Here is a 25,270-nt window from a genome sequence, read left to right on the forward strand (position 1 = left end):
TTCTTTCTGCAGTGGCGCGTCAGAGCCTGTCGGGTGACCTTCGATCGGAAAGCGGACGCGGTCTGGTGCGTGCGATTCCAAGGCGCTGGAAGGTCCTCGTAGCGGAGCTACTAGGGCATTTCGGCAACGCGGGAAGCGTGCGTGCCAGGGCGTGGCCGCCCGATCAGAGGTCACCCGACAGGCTCTCAGTCGTGTGCGACGACGGCAACGGGAGTGGTGGCGTGATGCAGGACGGCGTGGGTGACGGTGCCGATGTGGGCGCCGACGGAAGAGCGGCGGATGCGTCGGCCGACGACGACCAGGGAGGCCTCCCGAGAGGCGTCGATCAGGAGGTTGGACGGGCTGCCGTAGCGGGACTCCGCCACGACCTCGACGTCGGGGAACTTCTGCCGCCAGGGGTGCAGTTCCTCGGTCAGGACGGTGGAGTCGACCTCCGCCGGCTCCCGCTGGACCGCGGCCTCCAGGGCCATGCCGTAGGCGTAGTAGGGCGGCGGGTTCCAGCCGTGCACGACGCGCAGCGGCACGTTCCGGCGCGTGGCGGCGTCGAAGGCGAACCCGATCAGCGTCTCGTCGGGGCTGCCGACGTCCAGTCCGAGGACGACGGGACGGAGGGGGGCGGCGGTGGACGGGATGCCGGTTTCGTCCGTCTCGTGCTCGTCGGTGGCCTGCTTTCCGGCGCGGACCAGGACGACGGGCCGCTCGGTGGACGCCACGACCGCGAGGCCGACCGAGCCGACCAGGAAGCCGCCGAGCCCGCCCAGGCCGCGCGAGCCGAGGACGAGCAGTTCGGCGTCCTGCGCCGCGCGGGCCAGGGCCTCGGCGGGCCGTCCGGTGACGTGTTCGGTGGTCACCTCGACGCCGGGGTGGCGCAGCCGCAGCCCTTCGGCGGCCTCGCGCGGCACCCTCTCGGTCCAGTGCTGATGGGTCTCGATGCCGAGGAGCGGGGCCTGGGCCATGGGCTCCGGTACCGGTTCCCAGACCTGGACGAGCCTCACCGGTAGTCCGCGCAGCTTCGCCTCGCGGGCAGCCCATTCGGCGGCAGCCCGGCTCTCGGGCGAGCCGTCGAGACCTACGGTGATGGTGCGGGGCATGATCTCCTCCTCCTGAATCGGGGACCCGAAGGGACCCGATTCCAGCGTCGTGTTCAGGGGGTCTTTCGGGGCAGGGGCCACTGGTCCTTCAGCGGGACCGACGGACCCTGGCGCGACGGGTCCCAGGGCGAGGGGTTGTCCCGCCGTGGGGTTTTCAGCGCAGCCAGGTGTGGTCGCGGACAATCGGGAGCCGCGCCCACAGCCGGCCCAGGCCCCAGGTGGCACCCGCGCCCGCGGTCGCCACGGCGATCAGCGCCACCGCGTAGATGACGTGGTAGTCGGCGAAGGGATTCGTCGACATACTCGGCGACCCGTCCGACAGGTGCTTGGCCGGCGGCCACTCGGCGATCCACATCAACGCCATCATCGCCGTGCCCGCCACCGCCGCCGGCCGCAACGCCACACCGGCCATGACGGCCAAGCCGGTGCCGAGCAGGCCCAGCATGAACAGCCAGTCCGCCCAGGCGGCACCGGCCCACGAGTGGAACGTCGACTCCATCGGCCCGGCGGCAACGGAACCGAGGAAGCCCCTCGTCGGCGACCCGCCGTCGATCCAGCCCTTGCCGGACGCGGTCGCGTAGCCGAAGCCGAAAGCCTTGTCCAGGAACGCCCACAGGAAGACGAAACCGGTGAGCAGACGCAGGGACGCCAGGGCGTAGGCCCCCACGGAGTGGGTGTCGGTGCGTGCCGACACGGCGATCGCGGAGCCGGTGCGGTTCCTGCGGAAGGACAGGTGGAAGCCCGGGCTCCGGTGAGGGTGGTCATGCACGGCCATGGCGGTGATCCCTTCGGGGATGTCTGGTCGTTGTCCTGACGCTCCTCACTCTTGTCGCGGGTGCCGCGCGCCGCCGGGTGCCGAAGGTCTGTGGCCGTTGGGCTGAAGGTCCCTTTCTACGGGGTCTGTTGGGGCGAACGCGTTGTGCACGGTACGCGTGGGACCCTGTGGGCATCTCGTGGACCGCACTGACCGTGGCGGCCGACCTCGTGCCGCAGGTCATGGCGTACGCGGCCCTGGTCCCCGGTGTGGCGGTACTGGCCGTCCTGCTCTTCCTCAGTCCGCTCCTGACCCGCACCTCCTCCGCCGTGCTGGGCGCGCTGCCGACGGCGGTTGCCGCCTGCCGTCGGTGGCTCGAGGCCCGGCCCGGCTGACTCCGGTCGCAGGTCAGCCGCCCGTGGGGTCCGGACGGATCAGCGTGCCCGACCTGCCGTGAACGATCTCGTACGCCGTGTCCAGAGCACCGATCGCGGCCAGGCCTCCGGTGCGCTCGACGAACCGGGCCGCTGCCTCGGCCTTGGCCCCATGGAGCCGTCGGGGAAGCCGCCGCGTCGCAGCTCGTCGGGTGTCGCGTCGAGGACGGGCCGCTGGTCGGGTGTCCCGTAGCCCTCGTACACGTTGGGTACGTCGGTCAGGATGAGCAGGAAGTCCGCCTTCAGACCCTCGGCGAGCAGGGCCGCAGTGAGGTCCTTGTCGATGACGGCTTCCACCCCGGTCAGTGCTCCGGTGTCGCGGTCGGTGGTGACGGAGACGCCCCCGCCGCCGGCGCAGATCACGAGCGTGCCGCTGCCCAGCAGGTCGTGGATCGTGTCGGTTTCCACGATGTGTTCGGGCACCGGGGAGGGCACGACCCGGCGCCAGCCGCCCGTGTCCTGTGCGATGTGCCAGCCACGCTTGCGGGCGAGGGATTTCGCCACGTCCCGGGGGTAGATCTGGCCGACGGACTTCGTGGGCCGTTCGAAGGCGGGGCCGTCGGCCCGCACGACGGTGTGGGTGACGAGGGGGGCGATCCGGCGCCCGGGCAGGGCGTCGTGCAACGTGCAGGCCAGCAGGGAGCCGATCATGCCCTGGGTCTGCGCGCCGAGCAGATGGAGCGGGTAGGGGGCGCTGAGCGCGGGGTCGGCCGCGCTCTCCATGGCGAGCAGGCCGATCTGCGGGCCGTTGCCGTGGGTGATGACGAGCTCGTGCTCGTGGGCGAGGGCTGCCAGGGCGGTGGCGACCCGGTCGATGTTGTTCTGCTGGACCTCCGCGTCGGGGCGTTCGCCGCGGTGCAGCAGGGCGTTGCCGCCGAGGGCGACGACGATGCGCATGGTTCAGTCCTCCAGGGTGGCGACGAGCACAGCCTTGATGGTGTGCAGCCGGTTCTCCGCCTGGTCGAAGACGATCGAGGCGGGCGAGGTGAAGACGTCGTCGGTGACTTCCAGCCCGTCCAGGCCGTAGGAGTCGAAGAGGTCTTGGCCCAGGTGGGTGCTGCGGTCGTGCAGGGACGGCAGGCAGTGCATGAACTTCACGTCCGGGTTGCCGGTGAGGGCGAGCGTCTTGTCGTTGACCTGGTACGGGAGCAGCAGTTCGATCCGTTCGCGCCAAGTGTCGGCGGGCTCGCCCATGGAGACCCAGACGTCGGTGTGCAGGAAGTCGGCGCCGCGTACGGCCCTCTCGACGTCTTCGGTGAGCGTGATGCGGGCTCCGCTGCGCTCGGCGAGGGCCCGGCAGGAGGCCACCAGGGCGGGGTCGGGCCAGAGCGCGGCGGGGGCGGCGATGCGTACGTCCATGCCGAGCAGGGCCCCCATCGAGAGCAGGGAGTTGCCCATGTTGTTGCGGGCGTCGCCCAGGTAGCAGTAGGCGATGTCCTGAAGCGGCTTGGCGCTGTGCTCGTGCATGGTGAGGACGTCGCACAGACTCTGGGTGGGGTGCACGGTGTCGGTCAGGCCGTTGTAGACGGGCACGCCGGAGTGGGTGGCGAGTTGGGTGACGAGGGACTGGGCGGAGCCCCGGTACTCGATGGCGTCGAACATCCGGCCGAGGACGCGGGCGGTGTCGGCGATGGATTCCTTCTGGCCGATGTGACTGTCGCCGGGGCCGAGATAGGTGGTGGCGGCGCCCTGGTCGGCGGCGGCGACCTCGAAGGCGCAGCGGGTGCGGGTGGAGGACTTCTCGAAGATCAGGGCGAGGTTCCGGCCGATCAACCGGGGCTGTTCGGCGCCGGCGCGCTTGGCTGCCTTCAACTCGGCTGCGAGGTCGAGGAGGTGGTGGATCTCGGTGGGGGTGAAGTCGAGTTCGCTCAGATAGGAGCGGCCTCGCAGGTCGACGGTCATGGTGTTGTTCCCCTTGCTGGGTCAGGCGGCCGGGTCGCGTTCGATGGGGCAGCTCATGCAGCGCGGGCCGCCGCGGCCGCGGCCGAGTTCGGCGCCGGCGATGGTGACGATCTCGATGCCCTGCTTGCGCAGGTAGGTGTTGGTGGTGACGTTGCGCTCGTAGCCGACGACGACGCCGGGGGCGAGGGCGAGGAAGTTGCTGCCGTCGTCCCACTGCTCGCGCTCGGCGCCCCGGATGTCCTGCGGTGCGGACAACATGCGGACCTTGTCCAGGTCGAGGGCCTCGGCGAGGGCCGTCGCCAGGTCGGAGTTCGCCCCGACGTCGAAGCCGGTCTCCCGGGTATCGCTGGGACGCAGGGTCCACGAGCGCAGGGAGTCGGCCAGGCCCGGGTAGATGGTGAAGGCGTCGCGGTCGACCATGGTCAGCACCGTGTCCAGGTGCATGTAGGCGCGGGCGGCAGGAAGCTGGACGGCGATCAGGCGGTTCGCGGTGCCGGTGGCGAAGAGCCGGCGGGCGAGGTTCTCCACGGCCTGGGCGGTCGTGCGCTCCCCCATGCCGACCATGACGGCACCGTTGCCGAGGACGTGCACGTCGCCGCCCTCCAGGGTGCCCACCTCTCCGGCGAGGAGCGGTTCGGTCGCGGCTGCGGCGAACATCGGGTGGAAGCGGTAGATGGCCTCGGCATGCAGGCTCTCGCGCTGCCGTGCGGCCTTGGCCATCGGGTTGACGGAGAACCGGTCGTACAGCCAGCAGGAGTTGTCGCGCGGGAAGAGGTGGTTGGGCAGCGGGGCGAGGGCGAATTCGTCCGCGTCGAGCGCGTTCCAGACGAGGCTGTGCGGGGTGGCGAGCGGCAGGTCGCTCTTGAGGAGCCCGCCGATCAGGTAGCCGGCGAGGGTCTCCCCATCGAGACCGGCGCACAGCTCGCGCACCGGGTCGAGCAGGGCCGGTCCGACAGTGGCCGCAGTGACCACCCGGTCGAGCAGCCAGTCGCGGGCCTCGGGGATGTCAAGGCTCTGGGCCAGCAGGTCGGCGAAGTAGTGCACGCGGGCGCCGTGATCCCGCAGCACCTGGGCAAACGCGTCGTGTTCCTCGCGGGCGCGCTTGGCCCACAGGATGTCGTCGAAGAGCAGGGCGTCGACGTTGCGCGGGGTGAGGCGGTCGAGTTCAAGGCCGGGTCGGTGCAGGATCACCTGGCGCAGGCGGCCGACCTCGGAGTCGACGTGGAACGTGTTCATAGCGGGCTTCCTCGGTGGTGGGGTGTGGTCAGTCGTGGTGGTGGGGTGTGGTCAGTCGTGGTGGCGGAGGATGTTCCGCTGCCGGGGCCCGCCGGTGGGGCCGGTGCGCGGTCCGCGGGAGGGCCGCCGGGCCGGTGCCGACGTCTCGGGTGCCCGCTGCTCGTCCTCGGTCCGGGGGCCGGGGATCACCGCTTCGGTGCCGCCGTACGCGCCCTGGCCCCACTTCAGCCACACGTAGACCGGCAGGCCGAGCAGCAGCACGAACAGCCCGTAGTAGACGGTCTGGTAGCCGCTTCCCTGGATCGACCAGTACGAGAAGGCGAGTGCCAGCGCGGCGACGGTGACGTCCCGGGCCAGCTGCCGCGGAGTGAGGCTCTCGCGCCCGCGCACCAGCAGCCAGTACAGCTGGGCGGCGGCGGAGAACAGGTACGGGATCACGGCGGTGAGCACGCTCAGCAGCACGATCTTGGTGAAGACGTCCTCGAAGCGCGTGTAGCTGAACACGGTGATCAGCGAGGCCAGCACGGTCGAGGCGACGATGCCGAAGACAGGGACGTCGTTCTCGCCGCGCAGCCTGGCGAACGCGCGGGGGAAGAGTCCGTCGCGGGCTGCGGCGTACGGCATCTCGGCGCACAGCATGGTCCAGCCGTTGAGAGCGCCGATGCCGGAGATGATCGCGGCGACAGCGACAAAGTCACCGGCCCAGGTGCCGCCGAAGATGTTGTTCGCGGCGTCGGTGAACGGCGCGGTCGAGTGACCCAACGTGCCGTGCGAGACGGTGCCGAAGACCGCGAGGGTGCCCAGAATGTAGATCACGGCGCAGATGAGCGTGCCGTACACGGTGGCACGCGGCACGTTCCGCCCGGGCTCACGCACTCGGCCGGCGACCACCGAGGCGGCCTCCAGACCGAGGTAGCTGAACAGCGCGATGGCGGCCGCGGCCGAGATCGCGCCCAGCGCCGACTGCCCGCTGGCGTTGAAGGCGCCGAAGTTGTGGGAGTCGATGAACAGCAGTCCGACGGTGGCCATGAAGATCAGCGGAACGAATTTCAACACGGTCGTGATCACCTGGAACGCGCCCATGTTCCGGACACCGGTGAGGTTGATCGCGGCGGGAATCCAGAGCCCGATCAGCGCGAGCAGCACCGAGCCCCCGGTCCTGTGCCCGGTGTTGACGAACACCTCGACGTAGCCGACCCACGCCACCACGATCACGGCGTTACCGGCCCACGCGGTGATCCAGTAGGACCAGGCGTTGAGGAACCCGGCGAACTCGCCGAAGGCCTCGCGGGCGTAGACATAGGGCCCGCCTGCGTCGGTGCCGGGCGCGGGCAGTGGCCACACGTCCCGTGAACGGCCCGATGGTCCCGGTGCCGGAGGCCCGGACAGCCCAACCCGCCCGGCCGGCGAATCAACTGGTCCTGGGACTTGGGCCGTTCGACCCAAGGCCTTGGGCTTGTCGAACCGCTTCACGGCAACGGGGCCGGTTCGACAGTGGGAGGGCAGCCACCGCAGCCGGTCCATCCGAACCCGCCGAAAACGAGCTGCCGTCATCGAAACCCCCGGCCACAACGAACTCGTCGGCTGTTCCTGGCTGTTCGCACCGCATGTGTGGCATCTGGGCGCCACGGCGACGGCACCGGTGCGGGCCTACGAGTTCGACGCCACGGCCGTCCGCTCGATGTGCCGGGACGACCCGGCCCTCGGCCAGGCCGTCACCCAGTGGGTCGGCGAAGTGCTCGCCCACCGCCTGCGCTCCGCCAGGACCCGGCTGCTGGACCTCTACATCCCGCCCGGCGCCGGCAGTGCCATCTGAGCGGGCCGAAGCGACGAAGGAGTCACCATGCCCGGTAGCCGCGCGCCTTGTCCGGGCCGTCGAGGGTGTGGTGGACGTGGAGTTCGAGCTCACGGGATCCGACCGAGAGCACCGCCTCCAGCAGGCTGTACACCCGGTCCCGGGTGCCACGGGCCACGTCCAGGCGGGCCTGCAGCTCATCCGGCCGCAACTGCGGCAGCCGCATCCGCATACCGTCGGGGCCCCTCACCGGCGATTCTTCCCAAGCCCCTCACCCTGCCGACCGCCGATCATCCTCGTCGGGGCCACGTTATCGGCCCGCGGCACATGGCGGTATCAGATCAAACTCACTGGCCAGGGAGGAAGGCATGCCAGGCGGTGCGGGCAGCGACAATTACAGGTCCCTCCGGCCCCGGGACTTCAGCGCCCTTCCTGCCTCTGCCGGTCCTTGACCTGCGTGGCTATGACCGCGGCCTGGATACGGCGCTCCACGCCGAGCTTGGCGAGCAGGCGGGAGATGTGGTTCTTCACCGTCTTCTCGGCGAGGTACAGCCGCTGGCCAATCTGACGGTTGGTGAGGCCCTCACCGATCAGGGCGAGGATATCCCGCTCCCGCTCGGTCAGACCGGATAGGGCGTCCGGCTCCTCCTCCTGCTGCTGCCCGCCCCGAAGACGGGCCATCAGCCTGGTGGTGGCGCTCGGATCCAGCAGGGACTGGCCGCGGGCCACGGTGCGTACTGCGGACACCAGGTCTGATCCTTGGATCTGCTTCAGAACGTATCCGGATGCGCCCGCCATGATCGAGTCCAGCAACGCCTCCTCTTCGTCGAAGGATGTCAGCATCAGGCACGCCAGCTCCGGCATGCGCGAGCGCAGCTCCCGGCACACGGTCACGCCGTCACCGTCGGGCAGCCGGACGTCCAGGACCGCCACCTGCGGGCGCAGTGCGGGGACGCGCACCAGTGCCTGCTCCACGGTGCCGGCCTCGCCGATCACATCGATGTCCGGCTCGTCGTTCAGCAGGTCGCGCACTCCACGTCGTACCACCTCGTGGTCGTCCAGCAGGAAGACCCGGATCGGGCTGCCGGGGCCGGGCTGCTTGCTGTCCGCCATCATTCGCTCCCTGGTTTCGCATTCCTCGTCGATGTCCACTTGGACCGTACCGGTCTTCGTACCGGGACCTTTCCCGGATCCGGGCCGAAGGGCCAGGGCCGGTCGGCCCTGTTTCCACAGAGTCTCCCGCAGCCGGAAGCAGTGGTGCCGTGCGGGGACGAACTGGCGGGCCGGACACGTCCACATCGAGGACCACGCCCCCTGGCGGCTCCCGGCAGCCGGTCGGACCCACGCTACCGAAGGGCGTGTCCGGCGGCCCCGCAGAGGGAGGCCCTATGGCCCCGTTCCTGAGGCCTGACAGCCCTGGGCCCACGCCGGTCCTCGCAGAAGTCTGAAGTCGCTGCCCAACGATCGAAGGAGCGGAGCAGATGACTGCGAAGGACACCGGCACCCACGTCACCTCCACCGTCGCAGTACAGGTGCGAGCGGAAGGCGATGTGGACGAAGGGGCACTCGCGTACGTTCGGACCAAGGTCGGCACGGCCCTCAACCGGCCCGGAGTTCCAGACGTCAGCGGCGAGGTGAGGATCGGGAAGGCAGCGGCGCACCACGTCGAGCAGCCCTGGTCTGCCGCGGCCGAGCTCGTCGTGGGGACCACTCTTGTGGTCGTGCACGCCCAGGAGGCGACGGCATATGAACTGGCGGACCGGCTGCAGGACCGCCTCCGCAGCCAGATGACTCGGGTCCTGCACCGCAAGGAGGCGGCCCGCAGGTCGGCCACTCCCCCACCGTGGCGTGGTGGCCAGGCCATCAGCGGGCGGGATTAGAGTCTCCCGGTCCTCCGGTGCGAGGCGGGTCGGCCCTCCACCAGGTACGTCTGGGCCCTGCGCCGCGGCGCAGGGTGGCTGCGAGGCTGAAGGGGCAGCGAGGCGGCCGGCAGGTGCCTCGAGGTAGAGGGACTGTCACCCAGCGGAGAGCAAGGCCTGCCCGTCTCCCGCTCGCACCGTGAAGGAGGGAAGCGCCATGAAGACGCGCACCGTCGGCGAAGTCATGACCAGCGAGGTCGTCTGCACAAGCCGACAGACGCCGTTGGACGACGTGGTGCGGTTGCTGGATCGGCACCGTATCCGCGCACTTCCGGTCGTCGACCACGATGACAAAGTGGTCGGGGTGGTCTCCGGCGCCGATCTCGCGCACGGCTCTGTGGCCACGACCGCGGGAGAGCTGATGACGACCCCGGCGGTCACCATACATCCGGAGCAACGTGTTGCGGATGCCGCACGGCTGATGGAACGTCAGGAAGTCGACCGTCTGCCCGTGGTGGATGAGGAGGACCGCCTCATCGGTATCGCCACCCGCCGCGATCTGCTGCGGGTCTTCCTGCGTACGGACGAGGAGATCCGTCAGCAGGTGGTGGAGGAGGTCCTGGTCAGCGCGCTGGGCCTGCCACCCGGCGCCGTCGCCGTTTCCGTCCGGGACGGCATGGTCGTGCTGGAGGGGCGCCTCCACCACCGTAGTGACGTCCCTCTGGCCGTTCGGTCGACCTGGCGCTTGGAAGGCGTCGTCGGTGTGGTCAGCAGGCTCGGGTTTGACATCGACGACTGCCGCCCCGCGCAGCCGGCCGCGCACTGAATCGTCCTGAACCGGCCACCCGAGCGGCGCAGGTCACGCCGCGATGAACCCTGGGGCCGACCCCTTGTCCGAACGGCTCCCCCAGTGTGTCCGAAGCGGTACCGGTCCGCCCGCGGAAGGGACCACCAACGCCGTCCTGCAGCCGCACGTCATCCGCTACAACGGCACCGTTCCGACCAAGCTGACGGGCTGGCCCAAGTACGAGAACTACCGGGCTCCGGAACACTTCCAGGACATCGCCCGCGCCCTCGCCCTGCCCGCCGCCACCCCGCAGGAGCACGTGGAGTCGCTGGCCTGCGCGGTGGAGCGGCTGCGCGACGCCGTGGGCATCGAGCCGTCCTTCCAGGCCCTCGGCATCGACGATCCTTCCTCGACGCGCTGCCCGAGCAGGCCCTGAACGCCTACGAGGACCAGTGCGCGCCCGCCAACCCGCGAATGCCCATGCTCGACGACATGCAGGACATCATGCGCACCGCCTACTACTGGGGTGGGCAGGCTACTGGGGTGGGCAAGGCCGGCCGGACGCGGAAGAGGGCCGAACGGCCCTGGTATGAGGAGCTCCGGTGCGGTTCCAATGACCTGATCGAGCCTGCCCGTGGGGCCCACTTCACCCGGGTGCCACGGACAGGCAGCCGTCCACGGCTCGACTCGAAGGGACGACTTACATGCCGTAGCGGCGCGCCCCGGCCGTCACCACGGCGACCGGCCACGCGACGGCATCCGCGCGTCAGCCGAAGACACACCACAGTGAGAAACGAAACCGTACGGAAGCCTGCCATGACCATCGACCACGCCCAGCCCCTTCCTGCCGGACCGCGCCGGAGCGTCGAGTTCGACAGTGACGAAGCCTTGCGGCTGCTGGGCAGCGTGTCCTTCGGGAGGATCGTCTTCACTCGTCACGCGCTGCCGACCATCCGCCCAGTGAACCACGTCTTGGACAACGGCGACATCGTCATTCGCACTCACGAGGGCGCGGCGCTGACCTCGCGCACGCAGCAGGCCGACGGCCAGGGCGTGGTCGTCGCCTACGAGGCCGACGTCATCGACCCTGACATGCACCTCGGTTGGAGCGTGATGGTCACCGGTTACGCCCACCTGGTGACCGAGCCGGGTGAACTGGCCCGCTACCGCGCACTGCTCAACCCCTGGGTGAACCGGACCGTGGACTATGCGGTCCGTATCCGCCCGGACTTGATCACCGGCATCCGACTCACCGCCGAAAACGCCTGATCACGGTCCACGAGCCGCCGAGAGGTGTCCGTTGTCCGTCCGTCCGCGCATCGACTTCGACCGCCGGCAGCTGACCTGCCCTCAAGGCCAGGTCATCAAGGGCTGGCGCGGCCCCTACCCGACCTCCTCGCCCACTGCGGCGCCGCTGATCGTGGCGCGGTTCACCAAGGGCCAGTGCCAGCCCTGCCCGGTCCGCGCCCAGGGCACCGTCTCCCGCGAAGGCGCACGGAACGTGGGCTTTCCCCCGCGAGAAACCCCGCGACCTGCAAGCCCGCGTCCGCGCCGAACCGCAGACACCCAACTGGCAGGCCCGGCATGCGGTCCGCTCCGGAGTGGAGGGCACCGTCAACGAGTTCGCTCACGGACACGGCATGCGCCGCTGCCGCGACCGGGGACAGCCGAAGGCCCACGGGTGAGGGGCCGCCCGTGTTGAAGCACCGCCACAGCCCGCGGGCCCTACCGAGTCGTAGCCGGGGCGAGCAGGCTTTCCAGGTAGGCCTGGTGAGGCCGGAAGTTTCCGGGTGGCATCCACTTCACCTCCCGTATGACTGCGATCAGATCGAGGTGCGCCACCACACCGGTGCACGCCTCGAAGGGCGTCGCCCTTCCCCCCTTGCCACTGGGCCACGTCAGCGTTGCGACCACGGGCCGCCGCCGAACCAGCGCAGCGGCCACCGCCAGAGCCGGCCTGGCGCACCAAGCCGGCCTGGTATCTGGTGGCCCGCGACGACCACATGATCCCTCCGCCGGCCCAGCACTCGATGGCGGAGCGGATCGGAGCCCAGACGGTCGAAGTGCCCGGCAGTCACTCCGTGTACGTCTCACAGCCCGCCGCTACGGCCGACCTGATCAAGCAGGCCACCCGCGGCTGATCGCACCGCCGCACCGTCGTGGGCAGCGCCCGCCGACCGGCTGTGGCGGGTCGGCGGGCGCTGTCCCGGCTGCTTTCCGGCCGCGGCCTGCGGTCACTGCCTGAACTCTGTGCATCTTTCGGCGACACCTCACCGCAGCCCGGCACCGCTTCACGCCCTGCCCGGGGGCAACGCCGATCATCCCGTACAGGAGCACCATCATGAAGTCCTCACGAAGACGCCGAAACTACGTCGTCGGTGTCACCGCGGCGGCAGCCCTGGCCGGAGCCGTCGCCGTCGCCACCCTGACCCCGGCGGCATCAGCAACCGAAGTGGGTGGCGTAAATGCCCCGGACCCGCCGCCAAGCGTGAGCGGTGACGGCGGCAGTGGCGCACGGGCAGTGCTGTGAGCACGAGAATGCCGGAGGATTCGGTTCCGCTGGCCACCAGGCGATTCTGGGTCAATTTCAAACCAGACGGCTTCGAAAGACGGCACTCGACACCATCAGCCACGTGCGCGCTTGAGACCCAGGAGCGCCGAGTCTCCCAGCCCGGCCAGAGCGTGGTTGAGCTCGACGACGTTGACGCGTTGCTCCCCCAGAAAGCCCAGCACACGTTCCTGGACGTGCTGGGTGACCAGTCTCCTTACCCGGGCGCGGGCGAGGTGGCGGGCCTTCGCGACGCGGTTGACCTGCTCGTAGGCGTATGCCGGAGAGATCGCCGGGTCGAGACCGGAGCCACTGGTGGTGACGGCGTCCGCGGGGACGGAATCCGGTGGGACGCCGTCGAACGCGGCGACGGCGGCGCGAAGGTCCCGGACGGCCCTGATCAGTTCGGTGCTGTTCGGGCCGAGGTTGGAGGCGCCGGAGCTCATGGGGTCGTAGCCACCAGCGGACGGGCGGGGCTGGAACCATGCGGGGTCCGGGCGCAGCGCCTCGTTCGGGTCGCCGGGGTTCTTCTTCGGCAGGGCGAAGTTCTGGCCGATGAGGCTGGAGGCCACGGGTCTGCCGTTCGTGGTGAGCAGCGAGCCATTGGCCTGGTGGGAGAGGCCGGCCTGAGTGATGCCGGTGACGAGCAGGGGATACGCGAGGCCCGTGATCACGGTGAATACGAGCAGCATCCGTAGGGCCGCCAGATGGCGGCGGAGTACGGCGGGAAGGGCGGTGGGCGCCATGAGATCGCCTTGTTCTCTCGTCGGGCCGTTCGTCAGCGCAGGCCGGGAATGAACTGGATGACAAGGTCGAGCAGTTTGATGCCGACGAACGGCATGACCAGGCCGCCTAGCCCGTACATCCAGATGTTACGGCTGAGCAGTTGGGAGGCGGAGGAGGGCCGGTAGCGCACGCCACGCAGCGCCAGGGGGATCAACGTGATGATGATGAGGGCGTTGAACACGATCGCGGATGTGATCGCCGACGTGGGGCTGTGCAGACGCATGATGTTGAGCCGGTCGAGACCCGGGTAGACGCTCGCGAACATCGCGGGGATGATCGCGAAGTACTTCGCGACGTCGTTGGCGATGGAGAAGGTCGTCAACGCACCTCTGGTAATAAGGAGCTGCTTGCCGATCTCGACGATCTCAATGAGCTTCGTCGGGTTGGAGTCGAGGTCGACCATGTTCCCGGCCTCCTTTGCAGCCGACGTGCCGGTGTTCATCGCCACGCCCACGTCGGCCTGGGCGAGGGCCGGGGCGTCGTTCGTGCCGTCGCCGGTCATGGCGACAAGTTTCCCGCCCTCCTGTTCGCGCCGGATCAGGGCCATCTTGTCCTCGGGCGTCGCTTCCGCCAGGAAGTCGTCCACACCGGCTTCCTCAGCGATGGCGCGTGCGGTGAGCGGGTTGTCCCCGGTGATCATGATGGTCCTGATGCCCATGCGCCGCAGTTCGTCGAAGCGTTCACGCATGCCGGCCTTGACGACGTCCTTGAGGTGGATGACGCCCAGCACGCGAGCGGTCTGCGTACCGTCGCCCCGGGAGACAACGCCGACCACCAGCGGGGTTCCGCCGCTCGCGGAGATGCCGTCGACGATTTGGCCGACGTCGGCGGTGGGGTGGCCGCCGTTGTCGCGGACCCAGCGCATCACCGCGGTCGCAGCGCCTTTGCGCAGTGAACGGTTCTCTTGTGGATCATTGAGGTCGACTCCGCTCATGCGGCTCTGCGCGGTGAACGGGACGAACTCGGCCTGGTCCAGTTCGCCCTCGCTGCGCCCGCGCAGTGCATACTGCTGCTTGGCGAGGACGACGATCGAGCGGCCCTCCGGTGTCTCGTCGGCGATGGAGGACAGCTGGGCGGCGTCCGCGAGTTCGTCGACGCTCACCCCGTGCACGGGCAGGAATTCGGCGGCCTGGCGGTTGCCGAGGGTGACGGTTCCGGTCTTGTCGAGGAGGAGGGTGTTGACGTCGCCGGCGGCCTCCACGGCGCGTCCGGACATCGCCAGCACATTGCGCTGGACGAGCCGGTCCATGCCGGCGATGCCGATCGCGGAGAGCAGCGCGCCGATGGTCGTCGGGATCAGCGCCACGACGAGGGCGACGAGGATAACGATGGTCTGCTCTGCCCCCGCGAAGATGGCGAAGGGCTGCAGGGTCACCACGGCGATCAGGAAGACGATCGTGAGGGATGCCAGGAGGATGTTGAGCGCGATCTCGTTCGGCGTCTTCTGGCGGGCAGCCCCCTCGACAAGGGCGATCATCCGGTCGATGAAGGTCTCCCCCGGCTTCGAGGTGATCTTCACTACGATCCGGTCCGAGAGCACCTTCGTGCCGCCCGTGACCGCCGACCGGTCGCCGCCCGACTCGCGGATCACCGGCGCCGACTCGCCTGTGATGGCCGATTCGTCGATGCTCGCGATGCCCTCCACCACATCGCCGTCGCCTGGGATCATCTGCCCGGCTTCGACGACCACGTGGTCACCCACCCGCAGGTCGACGCCCGGTACTTCCTCCTCTGCGGCGTCGGTCGCGCCGGCCCGCCAGCCGGTGAGGCGCCGAGCCATCAAGGTGGTCTTGGTGCGGCGCAATGTCTCCGCCTGCGCCTTGCCCCGCCCCTCGGCCACGGCTTCGGCCAGGTTGGCGAACACGGCCGTCAGCCACAGCCATGCGGTGATCACCCACGCGAAGACGCTGGGGGTCCTGATCGCCGACAGCGTGGTCAGAAGCGCCCCGACCCCCACCACGAACATGACCGGGTTGCGGAACATCGAGCGCGGATCCAACTTGCGCAAGGCGTCAGGGAAGGACATCAACAACTGCCGCGGATCCAGCAGCCCGCCCGAGATCCGGTCCTGCCGAGGGCCGGCACCCGGCGGGGTGGGGCCGGAAGCGGCGGTTGTGGACATCAGCGCAGCCCCTCTGCGAGGGGGCCCAGTGCGAGGGCCGGGAAGTAGGTCAGCCCCACGACGATGAGGATCACGCCGGTGAGCAGGCCGACGAATTGCGGACGGTGGGTGGGCAGGGTGCCCACGGTGACAGGTACGGGTTGTTGGCCGGCGAGCGATCCGGCGAGCGCGAGGACGAACACCATCGGCAGGAACCGGCCGAGCAGCATGACCACGCCGAGCGTGGTGTTGTACCAGACGGTGTTCGCGCTCAGACCGGCGAACGCCGAGCCGTTGTTGTTCGCCGCGGACGTAAAGGCGTACAGAACCTCGGAGAAACCGTGTGCACCGGTGTTGAGCATGGCCGCCCGCTCGCCGGGGAACGCCATGGCCAGGCCCGCACCGACGAGCACGAGGGCAGGTGTGGTCAGGATGTAGAGCGACGCAAACTTCATCTCCCGGCCGCGGAGCTTCTTGCCCAGGTACTCGGGCGTACGGCCGACCATCAGCCCGGCGACGAAGACTGCGACGACCGCCAGGATCAGGATCCCGTAGAGGCCGGAGCCGGTACCGCCCGGTGCGATCTCGCCCAGCATCATGTCGAAGATCGTCATTCCGCCGCCGCCCGGCGTGTACGAGTCGTGGGAGGAGTTGACCGCCCCGCACGACGTGAGGGTGGTGGACACCGCGAGCAGGGCCGAGGCCCAGATCCCGAACCGTGTCTCCTTGCCCTCCATCATTCCGCCGGCCGCGTGGCCGGCCGTGCTGCTCACGCTGTGGAGCTCATTGGCGGTCACGATCGCGACCGAGGCGACCCAGATCACCGCCATCACGGCGACGATCGCGTAGCCCTGGCGGTGGTCGCCGACCATCGCGCCGAAGGTCCGCGGCAGCGAGAACGAGATCACCAGCATCAAATAGATCTCGATCAGGTTGGTGAAAGCGTTGGGGCTCTCGAAGGGGTGCGCGGAGTTCGCGTTGTAGAAGCCGCCCCCGTTGGTGCCCAGTTCCTTGATGGCTTCCTGGGAGGCTACGGGACCGCCGGTCAGGCTCTGGTGGCCGCCCGCGATGGTGGTGATGTCGTGGGCGCCATGGAAATTCTGGATGACGCCGGCGGCCACCAGAACGATCGCGAAGACGAATGCGATGGGCAGCAGAAGGCGCAGGACGATCCGGGTCAGGTCCACCCAGAAATTGCCCACACGATCGGTCTTCTTCCTGGTGAAGCCGCGGATCAGTGCGGCGACGACGGCGATACCCATGGCCGCGGAGGTGAAGTTCTGCACGGCGAGGCCCGCCATCTGGACCAGGTGGCCCATCGTCGACTCGCCGGAATAAGCCTGCCAGTTGGTGTTGGTGACGAAGGACGCGGCGGTGTTGAACGACAAGTCCGCAGCAACCGGCTTCATGCCCAGGGAGAGCAGGAAGTGGTTCTGCAGACGCAGGAACCCGTACAGGAACAGCACCGACACGGCGGCGAAGGCCAGAACACTGCGCAGGTAGACCGGCCAGCCCTGGTCGGCGTCGCCGTTCACTCCACCCACCCGGTAGATCAGGCGTTCCGCCCTCCAGTGGCGATCGGTGGTCAGGACACGGGCCATGTAGTCGCCCAACGGGCGAAACGACAGTGCCAGCGCCACCACCAGGGCGATCGCTTGGAGCCAGCCCGACAGGGTGTCGTTCATCCGGGCGCGTCCCTAGAACTTCTCGGGAAAGATCAGGCAGACGATCAGGTAGATCACCAGGCCGACAGCAACGATCAGGCCGACGATGTTCTCCACGCTCACAAGCGTTCAACCCCCTTGGCGGCCAGACTGATGAGGACAAACACCACGACTGTGAGGCCGATGTACGCAACGTCCGACATGCGCTAGGCACCCCGCAGAGTCATCAGAGGCGATACGTCCCATCCCGCCCACATATAGGGCCATGCCCACTTATGGTGCCATATCGGGCACTGTCGATTGCCCTGCTGCCATGCGGGCCGATGGGGTGACGGGCTATTGCGTCAGCGGTCCGAGCAGTTGCGGGTCCCTTGCTCGGGGATCGACCGGTTCCTGCGTGCTGCACAGCAGGGTGGCAGCTACCTCCGGGCGGCGTTCGGCGAGGTGGGCCGCTGGGGAGCGACGGCGGGCGCATCATCGAAGGTGTGAAGACCATCGACGAGGAGTGGCGATGAGGCTGTCGTTCATTGAGCCCCTCTACGCGGAGCCGGGCCCGTACGTCTCCGTGTACCTGGACACCTCCCGAGACGTCGACCACCCCGAGCGGGCGATCGCGCTGCGCTGGCGGCGACTGCGCGAGAGCCTGTCCCGTCAGGGCGCGGACCGGTCTCTGCTGAACGCGCTGGAGGAGGTCGTCGGCGCCGACACGGAAGTGCCGGGGGTGCACGGGCAGGCCGTCTTCGCCGCCCACGGCACGCTCGTCCTGGACGGGGAGCTGCCGAGCCCGCCCGAGCACGACTCCGCGCGCTACAGCACCCTGCCGGACGCGATGCCCCTGGTCACCCAGCACGTTCCGGAGATCCCCTACATGGCCGTGGTCGTCCACTACGGCGGCCTCCCGACCGCCGAGACCCACGGCTGGGTGACGCTGGAGGCGGAGACCGGCACCTGGCCCGCGTCCACCGTCACCCCGGGTGAGCGGCTGCACCGCAGGGTCGCGGTCGCGACCTGGCACCGCGCCTCCGTCCGGCTCGGCCACCGGCTGGACGAACGGGCGCGGCGCGCCCATGCCGACGCCGTCGTCGTGGGCGGGGACGAGTGGGCGTGCAACGTACTGATCCGCCGCCTGCCGCACACCCTGCGGGACAAGGTCGTGCGCGTGGGCGGCCCCACCCCCACCGACACCGGACGCGCCCTGCTGGAGCCGCAGCTCGACGGCGTCTTCCGCGGCCGCATGGCCGCGCACGACTGGGAACTCGTGGATATCTTCATCAGCCGGCGTGCCCTGGACGGGCCCATGACGGAGGGGCTGGCCGCCACCGTCGCCGCCCTCCAGCGGGGCCAGGTCGCGGCGCTGCTGCTGAACCGGCCGCCCGAATCCTCACTGCGGCTCTGGGTCGGCTCCCGGCCCGCCCAGCTCGCCCTGACCGAGGCGGAGCTGGTGTCCTTCGGTGTGCGGGCCCCGCGCGAGGAGCGCGCCGACGAGGCCCTCGTCCGGGCCCTCGTCGGCACCGGTGCCGAGCTGGTCGTCGTACCGGAGAGCGCGCTGAGGCTGTACGAGGGCGTGGGCGCCCTGCTGCGGTACACCGACGCGGGCACCGCGTCCTGACGCCGACGACCGCCCTGCGCCGACTGGCCGCGCTGCTGCCCACCCGCGCAGCCACCGGCTTCACCACGGAGGAGATCAGGCAGTCCGGCGCCCGCGTCGGATTCGCCCTGGAGACCCTGGCGGGTCGACGGCAGGTACTCGCCCATGTCGACCTGCCCGGTCCGCCACGGGTGGGGAAGTACGGGGTCGACCTGGGCGTCATGGAACGACTGGCGCTGCCGTCGCGGCGGCCGGCGGCGACCGACGAGGCGCCAGGCCGACTGGTGCTCATCGACGAGCTGGGGCCGCAGCAGCCGGATGTCCAGCTCAGCCAGCTGGTGCTCGAAGTCGCGGCCGGCGCCAGGCGGCCGGCCCGCGCAGCAGCGACGCGAGCGCGGCATCGGCCTGTACCTCATCGAGCGGTGTCGTGAGACCTTCCGCGCCAGGCAGACCCGAGTCCTCGTCATCACCTGGCGGGAGGTGGCCGACGCCGAACTGCCCGAACTCCCGGGCCCGTAGACGACTTGATCGCCTGCCGGTCCACCGCTGGTACTTCGAGCCGCTGAAGGTCCATCAGCGGGACTCACGTCCCGGAAAGCGTCCCGATCTTCGTCCGCCGACCCGCTGCCCCCTTCACATCACACCGACCTGCGGGAACCCCGCGGCCGCGTCTTCCGTCAAGCAGTAGGCCATAGAAGAAATGTTCGGGACTTGAGGTTCTCAGGTGGACAAGAAAATCGCGGGACTGGCGCTCACCGGCATCCTGCTCATATCGGGCTGTTCGGCGGGCGTCCAGGCGGCAGAGCCTGCCGCTTCGAGCTCCGTTCGCGCGCCGGCGGCGTCCCCCCGGGCGGAGGACACAGCGCCCGTCACAGGCACCGCGCACGACGCCGCGGCTTTCCGCACCTGGGGCCTCAAGCCTCTCGCCGCGCCGCCCGCCCCGCCGAAGGTCAAGCCGGTAGAACGCCGGGCGGGCGAACCGGTGCCGGTCATCAGTGACATACCCACCAAAGACAAAATCGTCTTCATCACCTTCGACGACGGCGCCGAGAAAGACCCCAGGTTCGTGAAAATGATGCACGAACTGAAGGTCCCCTTCACGATGTTCCTGACCGACTCCATCATCAGCGCCGACTACGACTACTTCAAGCCGCTGCAGCAGCTCGGGAACACGATTCAGAACCACACTCTGACCCACCCCAACCTGCGCACCGAGAGCGCGGCCGCGCAGCGCGAGGAGATCTGCGGCCAGCAGACCAGGCTCGGCAAGGAGTACGGAACCGTTCCGCGTCTGCTGCGACCGCCCTACGGCAACTGGAACGAGAACACCCGAAGCGCCGCGGGACAGTGCGGAGTCGAGGCGATCGTGCTCTGGCGCGAGTCCATGCAGATCACCAACATGCAGTACCAGCGTGCCGACAAGAAACTCCACCCCGGCGACATCATCCTGGCCCACTTCCGTGGCCCCGGAGAGCTCAAGGGGCACTCGATGACCGAGATGACGGCGAACATGCTGCGCCACATCCAGGAACAGGGCTTCACGGTGGCGCGCCTGGAGGACTACATCTGACGCACAGACAGGTCAATCCCGAGGTCGTCGACACCGTATCGTGCACCGAAGGTGCACTGGATCACTGACCTGCGGTCCGGGTCGGCCACCCGGCACTTTTCCGCACCAGCCCCACGATGACGGCATCCAGCTGCTCCGTCACGTCGTAGTCGTCGGTGATCTCCAGCCGGCGCAGGGCCAGTGCGGTCAGGTGCGGCAGCCCGGCCACGTCGGCGGCGGTGAGCGTGACGGGGAAGTGACGCCAGCGGTCGGCGTTCGGCGCGGCTGGCCGTCGCCGCGGCAAAAGCCGCCCCCCATCGCTCCTTGCGGCGGGGGTCGGAGGCACGAGCTCTGAACCTGACCTCCTATTCGGTGCGCAGGGCCGTGGCGGTTCGGGCCCTGGCTTCCTGGCCGACCAGGCCCGGCGGGGTCGAGTAGCGGACCGAGCCGAAGCGGACAGTCTGGTCCCGCAGCACCTGCCGGGACTCCCCGAGCGCGAGGGCGTGAGGGGCCGCGGGCAGCGGGTGCAGACGGGAGCGTTCGACGTCCAGGGCGGAGGCCGGGGTCCTGCCCGTCTCGCGGTGGACGCGGGTGTTGACCTGCTGGCAGAAGATCGCGCAGGCCCCGCGGAGTTCGGCGAAACTGCCGTACTTCTCCCGCAGATTCACGGACGTGGGGATCAGATCTTCCTTCGCGATGCGCACGGTGGCCTCCGAGCCGCCCTTCGACTCGGGATCGAACGGGACACATGTGTGTACTTGCAGGCCGTAATGGCGCCCCGCGGCAACGACTTGAGGATGACGGACCGCGATCCCGGCGACCCGGTCGATGGTCATCGTCTTCTCGTTGTCGGTGAGCACATAGGTCGGCGCCCCGCCGATCGCCCGCAACGTGGAGTCCAGGCACGAGATCACGGTCGGCAGGGTCCGGTCCCAGACCGGGATCACCACCCGGAACCGCGACCACGCCAGCCACGCGCAGAACAACAGCGTCCCGCGCTCGGCTCCACCGCCCGGACCAGGCACTTTCGGGCCCCATCCCCAGTCGAACTGCAACCAGAGACCGGGCTCGGTGATCCACGGACGGTAAGTACGACGGTGGCCGGCCCGCCAGCGTTCTTTCGCCTTCGCCACCGCTCGCCGGGTCGTTCGCTCGTCTCCGGCGAAGCCCAGTAGCTGGAGGCGTTCGTGGAGCTTGTCGGCCCGCACCGTGCCCTGCGAGCGTTCGACCCACTCCTCGATCTTCGGCATGAACGGGTCGATCACCTTCGGCCGGCTCACCGGTCCGCCGGTGGGACGACCCGCGTCCCTCATTCGTGCGTACCGGCGCACGGTCTTCGGATCGACCCCCGCCAGCGCAGCCGCCGAATGCGCACACTCGGTGGCGTCGAGAGCCTCGAAGATTTCCATGATCTCCCTGTCAGACTTCTTCACGATCCCTCCGGAGGATGAGTTGGTTCGCTGCCAGGCAGCACCGAGCCAACCCCCGGAGGGATCACCTGTTCGGAATCGACACGAATGGGGCCACGGAAAGGGAGATCAACTGTCCGCAGATCAGGACCCGACTTGTCCGCCTACAAGGCTCTTGCGCTGTCCGCTCTCAGCAGGCCTGTCACACGATGACAGGCAACTCGGCGGGAACCTGCCGGCCGCAGTGGATCTGACGACCGGGTCTTGTCGCTTCATCGACCGGGACAAGGCAGACGACTTCATGGGAAAAGCCCCGAGCGGAGGCCACCCCGTGGCTGCTCGGCGGTGCCGGGCTGCTGCTCCCGAACCCACTCACGCGCATGAGTCCCCGATGCGGTGTTGTCGCTGTTGCGACATGTCGCAACAGCGACACCAGGAAGCAGTGACAGCCCTTCCGGCTCTACCGGATTCTTTCGAACAACGCGTAATGGCCGTGTTGAACGAAGGCCAGCAGGTGACCGAGCAGGGCGGCGGCCGCATCGACCTGGCAGCCGCGGCTTTCGCACCGGTCACCGCGACCGGAACCGTAGCGCTCGGCTCCTTCGTGTCGGGCGGCACCGCCGGGCAGGCCGAGGACACCACCATTGGGTACACCAACACCTCCAAGTCCGAGATCACCCTCCGCCTCACGCTCCGGCTCGCCACCACCGGCGGGCGCGAGATCGCGGACCACGCGGTACGGCTCGGCACCGACTCGGTCCGTATCGCCCCCGCGGCCACGGCCGAGGTACCCCTGCACGTCGACCCTTCAGTCCTTGAACGGGGCGACTACTACGGATACGTCAACGCCTCCACCGCCGACGGCAAGACGACCGTCCACACCACAGCAAGCCTCTCGGTTCACGGACCCAAACACCGGCTCACCGTCAACGTCGTCGACCACGAGGGAAAGCCCGTCGCGGACCTGCCGACGATCTGGGGTGCTGACGGATTCGAGAGCTACATCAGCGAAAGTCCGGCCGTCGCCGAGATCGAGGAAGGCACATACCAGCTCAGCTACTCCTCGCTGGACGACGCTGCGGACGGCCAGGAGCTGCGCGAGATCATCCTGCCCGAGGTGAAGGTCACCAAGGACATGTCGGTCACGCTGGACGCCCGCAAGACCACGAAGGTGGAGATCCGCACCCCCAAGCCCGCCGAACAGCGCGGCATCATCAGCTATCAGACCTACCGGCAGCTGGACGGGCAGAGCCTGCTCCAGGGCACGATGTACTTCGACGTGGCCAAGCGCCTCTACGTCAGCCCCGCGGCGAAGGTCACCGAGGGCCGGTTCGAGTTCGCCTCCCGCTGGCAGCTCGTCGCTCCGTTGCTGGAGGCGAAGGTCCGTGGGGCGAGGCTCGCCGTCAGTCCGTACTACACGCACAATTCGCCGTTGTTCAGTACGAGGGGTGCCCGGCTGACCGCCGTCGACGCGGGAACCGACTCCGCGCCCGACCTGCGCCGCGTCCGCGGCAGACTCGCGGTCGTCAGGACTGACGGTACCGACATGACGGACCTTGCCAGGGCAACGGCCAAGGCAGGCGCCGCCGGACTCATGCTCGTCTACCCGTCGGACAGCTACCCCTGGAGCCGATGGACCCCTGACGGCGACCGCCTCGCGCTGCCCACCATGGGAGTGAGCGCGGCCGAAGGTGGCGCACTGCTGGAACGCGCCAAGCGCCACAGGACCACGGTGGAGTTCTCCGGCACCGCCAAGAGCCCGTACCTGTACGACGTGATGCAGGTCTCCTCGGACGGCATCCCCGAGCGCGTCGTGCACACCGTCTCAGAACACAACAGTGCCGTCGTCAAGACCACGTACTCCGAGGGCGGCGGCGTCCCCTGGGCGAGTGAACAACGCTTCGGCAGCCGCCCTTACCAGAACTTCTTCTGGAACCAGTACAGCCGGTGGGTGCCTACCGGAACGCAGCGCACCGAGTACGTCAGCGCCGGCGACACACAATGGGTGCACGTGGTGAACGACGGGCTCGTCTTCTTCGTCGACACACCCTTGACCGTCGGAGTGCGCGACTGCATCCGGACCTACCGCCCCGGCAAGCAGCCCGCCGAGAACTGGTTCGGGGCCGTAGTGCGGCCGGCCATCCCGCGCGGCACCACGACACCGTCCGTACGCTCCGGCAACGTTCTCTCGCTCCGGATCCCCGAGTTCTCCGACTCCGGCGCAGACCACTGGTCGCGGGCCCTCACCGGTGGTTTCGGCGACCCCGACGAAGGGGCCGAGGGTGACACCGTCTCCGCCGACCTGTTCCGAGACGGCAGGAAGATCGCCGACGCCGCGAATGCCTGGACCGACTTCGAAGTGGCGCCCGGGAAAGCCGACTACCGGCTCGACCTGTCGGCCTCCCGCGTCTCCTCCGAATGGAAGTTCGGCACCCGGACGCAGACCTCCTGGTCCTTCCGCTCGGACACCACCGCCGAGAAGGCAGCGCTCCCGCTGCTCCAACTCGACTACGACGTGCCTGTCGACGAGCACAACACCGTGACCGCGCGGCACGGCCACACGATCGGCCTGGCAGTCCGGAACCAGGCCGGACTACCCGCACCGCGCGGTGTCTCCGTCCAGGTCTCGGTTTCGTACGACGACGGCAGGACCTGGACGGAGGAGGTCCGGGCCAAGGGCCATGGCCAGAACCGCTTCACCGCCGCTGTGGGGCGACCGGTCCGAACACACGGCGACACATTCGTGACCCTGCGGGTCACAGCGACCGACGGCTCCGGGAACAAGATCCGGCAGACCGTGGAACGCGCGTACATGCTCAGCAAGTAGAAGGGCCAGCAGTTCCCAGGGAACCGTAAGGGCGGCGGGGCACAGAGCACGTCAGATGCTCTGTGCCCCGCCCCTTCCTGCTTCCGGTCCCGACATGTCCAAGGCGTATAGTGCGGACTCCCATAGGCGGTCCCCTTCGGTGCGTCCCTGTTGTCGGGCGCTTTCCCACAGGCCCTTCCGTCGCTTTCCGCACATTCGGCAGGGGCGAAAGGGAACGCGATGCTGGAACCCGTGGGCCTCACCCCGGCCGAGGAAGCCGTATACCGGCTTCTCGTCACCCTGCCCACCGCGTCAGCGGACGAAATCGCGGAACAATCCGGTCTGACGGCAGCGAAAACCGAGAGGGTACTGGCAGCGCTCAAAACAAAAGGGCTGGCGAGCGCGACGGACCGGACACCCCACAGTTTCGCGGCCACCCCTCCGGACGTCGCCCCCATCGCCATCTGCCCCCTGGTCCCCGGCGGCCCGAGCGGCAGTTCCAAGGAACCCACCGCGGCGCTGGTCCGCGGCAGCAGTCTGCTGGAAGCACTGGTCGCCCTGTTCGAGCGCTACTGGGAGGGCGCGGTACCGCTGCACGTGAGCGGGTCCGGAATGGTCAGCGGCACAGACGGCTCTCCCAACGGGCACGAGCTGTCGGCGAGGGACCGCCAGCTGCTGTCACTCCTCGTCGCCGGTGTCGCAGACAAAGCCATAGCCAGCCAGATGGGGCTCAGCCGGCGCACTGTGCAGCGGCGCATCCAGGCGATGATGGACCTCGCGGGTGCCACTACACGGATGCAACTGGCATGGCAGGCCGCCCGGCGGCACTGGATGTAGCAACACGTTGGTTCAGAGCGCGTGTCAGCTCACGGTTGGCAGCCCGCGCGGCCTCCACCTCAGCTTCCCGCTCCTCCAGGTGCGACGACAGCTCGACGCTCTTCTGCTCCAACCGACGGACCAG

The 25,270-nt window shown here is 69.0% G+C and carries 25 protein-coding genes and 4 pseudogenes; 15 read left to right on the forward strand and 14 right to left on the reverse strand.

Annotated features, from left to right (window positions below):
• Positions 1–185 precede the first annotated feature (185 nt).
• Positions 186–1,091: a universal stress protein gene (locus ACGFSA_RS25200; protein WP_393307820.1), complete on the reverse strand. Its 906-nt coding sequence runs from the start codon at positions 1,089–1,091 to the stop codon at positions 186–188.
• A gap of 154 nt (positions 1,092–1,245) precedes the next feature.
• The gene (locus ACGFSA_RS25205) at positions 1,246–1,866 is read right to left on the reverse strand and encodes a hypothetical protein (protein WP_393307822.1); all 621 of its coding nucleotides are present in this window, start codon (positions 1,864–1,866) and stop codon (positions 1,246–1,248) included.
• A 167-nt stretch (positions 1,867–2,033) separates the two neighbouring features.
• On the opposite strand from ACGFSA_RS25205, the gene ACGFSA_RS25210 reads away from it, so the two are divergent.
• Entirely contained in the window at positions 2,034–2,240 is a 207-nt protein-coding gene (locus ACGFSA_RS25210) for a hypothetical protein (protein ID WP_393307824.1), read from the forward strand.
• Positions 2,241–2,253: 13 nt separating this feature from the next.
• On the opposite strand, the pseudogene ACGFSA_RS25215 reads toward ACGFSA_RS25210, so the two are convergent.
• The 4 genes and pseudogenes from ACGFSA_RS25215 to ACGFSA_RS25230 form a co-directional block, all read right to left on the reverse strand.
• Positions 2,254–3,176 (reverse strand): annotated as a pseudogene (locus ACGFSA_RS25215) (carbamate kinase).
• Positions 3,177–3,179: 3 nt separating this feature from the next.
• Positions 3,180–4,181, reverse strand: coding sequence for an ornithine carbamoyltransferase (gene argF, locus ACGFSA_RS25220; protein WP_393307826.1), 1,002 nt, complete (start codon positions 4,179–4,181; stop codon positions 3,180–3,182).
• 21 nt (positions 4,182–4,202) lie between these two features.
• Positions 4,203–5,417: an arginine deiminase gene (locus ACGFSA_RS25225; RefSeq protein WP_393307828.1), complete on the reverse strand. Its 1,215-nt coding sequence runs from the start codon at positions 5,415–5,417 to the stop codon at positions 4,203–4,205.
• Positions 5,418–5,468: 51 nt separating this feature from the next.
• Positions 5,469–6,761, reverse strand: a complete 1,293-nt coding sequence (locus tag ACGFSA_RS25230) for an APC family permease (RefSeq protein WP_393307830.1) — start codon at positions 6,759–6,761, stop codon at positions 5,469–5,471.
• A 112-nt stretch (positions 6,762–6,873) separates the two neighbouring features.
• On the opposite strand from ACGFSA_RS25230, the gene ACGFSA_RS25235 reads away from it, so the two are divergent.
• Positions 6,874–7,233: a hypothetical protein gene (locus ACGFSA_RS25235; protein WP_393307832.1), complete on the forward strand. Its 360-nt coding sequence runs from the start codon at positions 6,874–6,876 to the stop codon at positions 7,231–7,233.
• A 22-nt stretch (positions 7,234–7,255) separates the two neighbouring features.
• Here ACGFSA_RS25235 and ACGFSA_RS25240 read toward each other — a convergent pair whose 3' ends face one another.
• Together ACGFSA_RS25240 and ACGFSA_RS25245 are read right to left on the reverse strand one after the other, a co-directional pair.
• A complete protein-coding gene (locus ACGFSA_RS25240) occupies positions 7,256–7,462 on the reverse strand; it encodes a hypothetical protein (RefSeq protein WP_393307886.1) in 207 nt (68 codons plus the stop codon).
• A gap of 170 nt (positions 7,463–7,632) precedes the next feature.
• On the reverse strand, positions 7,633–8,325 hold the full coding sequence (locus ACGFSA_RS25245) for a response regulator (RefSeq protein ID WP_393307876.1): 693 nt from the start codon (positions 8,323–8,325) through the stop codon (positions 7,633–7,635).
• A 368-nt stretch (positions 8,326–8,693) separates the two neighbouring features.
• Here ACGFSA_RS25245 and ACGFSA_RS25250 point away from each other — a divergent pair, with 368 nt between their 5' ends.
• The 7 genes and pseudogenes from ACGFSA_RS25250 (at position 8,694) to ACGFSA_RS25280 (ending at position 12,388) form a co-directional block, all read left to right on the forward strand.
• Complete coding sequence (locus ACGFSA_RS25250) at positions 8,694–9,092, forward strand: hypothetical protein (RefSeq protein ID WP_393307834.1); 399 nt, start codon at positions 8,694–8,696, stop codon at positions 9,090–9,092.
• A gap of 196 nt (positions 9,093–9,288) precedes the next feature.
• Positions 9,289–9,897 (forward strand): CBS domain-containing protein, encoded by a 609-nt coding sequence (locus tag ACGFSA_RS25255; RefSeq protein WP_393307836.1) that lies wholly within the window; start codon positions 9,289–9,291, stop codon positions 9,895–9,897.
• Between the two features lie 112 nt (positions 9,898–10,009).
• Positions 10,010–10,383, forward strand: a pseudogene (locus ACGFSA_RS25260) (iron-containing alcohol dehydrogenase); the annotation flags it as partial.
• 291 nt (positions 10,384–10,674) lie between these two features.
• Positions 10,675–11,127 (forward strand): pyridoxamine 5'-phosphate oxidase family protein, encoded by a 453-nt coding sequence (locus tag ACGFSA_RS25265; protein ID WP_393307878.1) that lies wholly within the window; start codon positions 10,675–10,677, stop codon positions 11,125–11,127.
• 263 nt (positions 11,128–11,390) lie between these two features.
• Entirely contained in the window at positions 11,391–11,543 is a 153-nt protein-coding gene (locus ACGFSA_RS25270; protein WP_393307880.1) for a transposase, read from the forward strand.
• Positions 11,544–11,675: 132 nt separating this feature from the next.
• Complete coding sequence (locus ACGFSA_RS25275; RefSeq protein ID WP_393307882.1) at positions 11,676–11,999, forward strand: alpha/beta fold hydrolase; 324 nt, start codon at positions 11,676–11,678, stop codon at positions 11,997–11,999.
• 200 nt (positions 12,000–12,199) lie between these two features.
• Positions 12,200–12,388, forward strand: a complete 189-nt coding sequence (locus ACGFSA_RS25280; RefSeq protein WP_393307838.1) for a hypothetical protein — start codon at positions 12,200–12,202, stop codon at positions 12,386–12,388.
• Between the two features lie 95 nt (positions 12,389–12,483).
• On the opposite strand, the gene kdpC is transcribed toward ACGFSA_RS25280, so the two are convergent.
• Genes kdpC through kdpF form a run of 4 tightly spaced genes read right to left on the reverse strand, consistent with a single transcriptional unit; the run spans position 12,484 to position 17,080 of the window.
• The gene (kdpC, locus tag ACGFSA_RS25285) at positions 12,484–13,152 is read right to left on the reverse strand and encodes a potassium-transporting ATPase subunit KdpC (RefSeq protein WP_393307840.1); all 669 of its coding nucleotides are present in this window, start codon (positions 13,150–13,152) and stop codon (positions 12,484–12,486) included.
• A 32-nt stretch (positions 13,153–13,184) separates the two neighbouring features.
• Entirely contained in the window at positions 13,185–15,314 is a 2,130-nt protein-coding gene (gene kdpB, locus ACGFSA_RS25290; protein WP_393307842.1) for a potassium-transporting ATPase subunit KdpB, read from the reverse strand.
• Positions 15,314–16,978, reverse strand: a complete 1,665-nt coding sequence (kdpA, locus tag ACGFSA_RS25295; protein WP_393307844.1) for a potassium-transporting ATPase subunit KdpA — start codon at positions 16,976–16,978, stop codon at positions 15,314–15,316. The genes kdpB and kdpA overlap by 1 nt, the downstream gene beginning before the upstream one ends.
• A gap of 12 nt (positions 16,979–16,990) precedes the next feature.
• Positions 16,991–17,080: a K(+)-transporting ATPase subunit F gene (gene kdpF / locus ACGFSA_RS25300; protein WP_393307846.1), complete on the reverse strand. Its 90-nt coding sequence runs from the start codon at positions 17,078–17,080 to the stop codon at positions 16,991–16,993.
• A gap of 388 nt (positions 17,081–17,468) precedes the next feature.
• Here kdpF and ACGFSA_RS25305 point away from each other — a divergent pair, with 388 nt between their 5' ends.
• From ACGFSA_RS25305 to ACGFSA_RS25320, 4 genes and pseudogenes are all read left to right on the forward strand, one after another.
• The gene (locus ACGFSA_RS25305) at positions 17,469–18,566 is read left to right on the forward strand and encodes a hypothetical protein (protein ID WP_393307848.1); all 1,098 of its coding nucleotides are present in this window, start codon (positions 17,469–17,471) and stop codon (positions 18,564–18,566) included.
• A 35-nt stretch (positions 18,567–18,601) separates the two neighbouring features.
• A pseudogene (locus tag ACGFSA_RS25310) lies at positions 18,602–18,793 on the forward strand (nucleoside-triphosphatase); the annotation flags it as partial.
• Between the two features lie 70 nt (positions 18,794–18,863).
• Positions 18,864–19,064, forward strand: a complete 201-nt coding sequence (locus ACGFSA_RS25315; protein ID WP_393307850.1) for a hypothetical protein — start codon at positions 18,864–18,866, stop codon at positions 19,062–19,064.
• Between the two features lie 205 nt (positions 19,065–19,269).
• Entirely contained in the window at positions 19,270–20,115 is an 846-nt protein-coding gene (locus ACGFSA_RS25320) for a polysaccharide deacetylase family protein (RefSeq protein WP_393307852.1), read from the forward strand.
• A 61-nt stretch (positions 20,116–20,176) separates the two neighbouring features.
• Here the strand turns inward: ACGFSA_RS25320 and ACGFSA_RS25325 are convergent, their stop codons facing one another.
• Positions 20,177–20,398 (reverse strand): hypothetical protein, encoded by a 222-nt coding sequence (locus tag ACGFSA_RS25325; RefSeq protein ID WP_393307854.1) that lies wholly within the window; start codon positions 20,396–20,398, stop codon positions 20,177–20,179.
• An 88-nt stretch (positions 20,399–20,486) separates the two neighbouring features.
• A pseudogene (istA, locus tag ACGFSA_RS25330) lies at positions 20,487–21,503 on the reverse strand (IS21 family transposase); the annotation flags it as partial.
• A 487-nt stretch (positions 21,504–21,990) separates the two neighbouring features.
• Here istA and ACGFSA_RS25335 point away from each other — a divergent pair.
• Together ACGFSA_RS25335 and ACGFSA_RS25340 are read left to right on the forward strand one after the other, a co-directional pair.
• On the forward strand, positions 21,991–24,330 hold the full coding sequence (locus ACGFSA_RS25335; RefSeq protein WP_393307856.1) for a hypothetical protein: 2,340 nt from the start codon (positions 21,991–21,993) through the stop codon (positions 24,328–24,330).
• Between the two features lie 219 nt (positions 24,331–24,549).
• Positions 24,550–25,146 carry a helix-turn-helix domain-containing protein gene (locus tag ACGFSA_RS25340; RefSeq protein ID WP_393307858.1) on the forward strand — a complete coding sequence of 199 codons (597 nt, stop codon included), beginning with the start codon at positions 24,550–24,552 and terminating at the stop codon, positions 25,144–25,146.
• The last annotated feature ends 124 nt before the right edge of the window (positions 25,147–25,270 follow it).

The sequence above is a fragment of the Streptomyces sp. NPDC048496 genome, assembly GCF_043200055.1.
Classification (GTDB): Bacteria; Actinomycetota; Actinomycetes; order Streptomycetales; family Streptomycetaceae; genus Streptomyces.

What these genes read in the sequence shown, in the direction of transcription:
- kdpC (WP_393307840.1), bottom strand. Translation starts at nt 13,152, where the DNA reads ATGGCGCCCACCGCCCTTCCCGCCGTACTCCGCCGCCATCTGGCGGCC.
- ACGFSA_RS25265 (WP_393307878.1), top strand. Translation starts at nt 10,675, where the DNA reads ATGACCATCGACCACGCCCAGCCCCTTCCTGCCGGACCGCGCCGGAGC.
- ACGFSA_RS25315 (WP_393307850.1), top strand. Translation starts at nt 18,864, where the DNA reads ATGTCCAGCTCAGCCAGCTGGTGCTCGAAGTCGCGGCCGGCGCCAGGC.
- ACGFSA_RS25225 (WP_393307828.1), bottom strand. Translation starts at nt 5,417, where the DNA reads ATGAACACGTTCCACGTCGACTCCGAGGTCGGCCGCCTGCGCCAGGTG.
- ACGFSA_RS25245 (WP_393307876.1), bottom strand. Translation starts at nt 8,325, where the DNA reads ATGGCGGACAGCAAGCAGCCCGGCCCCGGCAGCCCGATCCGGGTCTTC.
- ACGFSA_RS25305 (WP_393307848.1), top strand. Translation starts at nt 17,469, where the DNA reads ATGAGGCTGTCGTTCATTGAGCCCCTCTACGCGGAGCCGGGCCCGTAC.
- argF (WP_393307826.1), bottom strand. Translation starts at nt 4,181, where the DNA reads ATGACCGTCGACCTGCGAGGCCGCTCCTATCTGAGCGAACTCGACTTC.
- ACGFSA_RS25250 (WP_393307834.1), top strand. Translation starts at nt 8,694, where the DNA reads ATGACTGCGAAGGACACCGGCACCCACGTCACCTCCACCGTCGCAGTA.
- ACGFSA_RS25205 (WP_393307822.1), bottom strand. Translation starts at nt 1,866, where the DNA reads ATGGCCGTGCATGACCACCCTCACCGGAGCCCGGGCTTCCACCTGTCC.
- ACGFSA_RS25280 (WP_393307838.1), top strand. Translation starts at nt 12,200, where the DNA reads ATGAAGTCCTCACGAAGACGCCGAAACTACGTCGTCGGTGTCACCGCG.
- ACGFSA_RS25200 (WP_393307820.1), bottom strand. Translation starts at nt 1,091, where the DNA reads ATGCCCCGCACCATCACCGTAGGTCTCGACGGCTCGCCCGAGAGCCGG.
- kdpB (WP_393307842.1), bottom strand. Translation starts at nt 15,314, where the DNA reads ATGTCCACAACCGCCGCTTCCGGCCCCACCCCGCCGGGTGCCGGCCCT.
- ACGFSA_RS25255 (WP_393307836.1), top strand. Translation starts at nt 9,289, where the DNA reads ATGAAGACGCGCACCGTCGGCGAAGTCATGACCAGCGAGGTCGTCTGC.
- ACGFSA_RS25340 (WP_393307858.1), top strand. Translation starts at nt 24,550, where the DNA reads ATGCTGGAACCCGTGGGCCTCACCCCGGCCGAGGAAGCCGTATACCGG.
- ACGFSA_RS25335 (WP_393307856.1), top strand. Translation starts at nt 21,991, where the DNA reads ATGGCCGTGTTGAACGAAGGCCAGCAGGTGACCGAGCAGGGCGGCGGC.
- kdpA (WP_393307844.1), bottom strand. Translation starts at nt 16,978, where the DNA reads ATGAACGACACCCTGTCGGGCTGGCTCCAAGCGATCGCCCTGGTGGTG.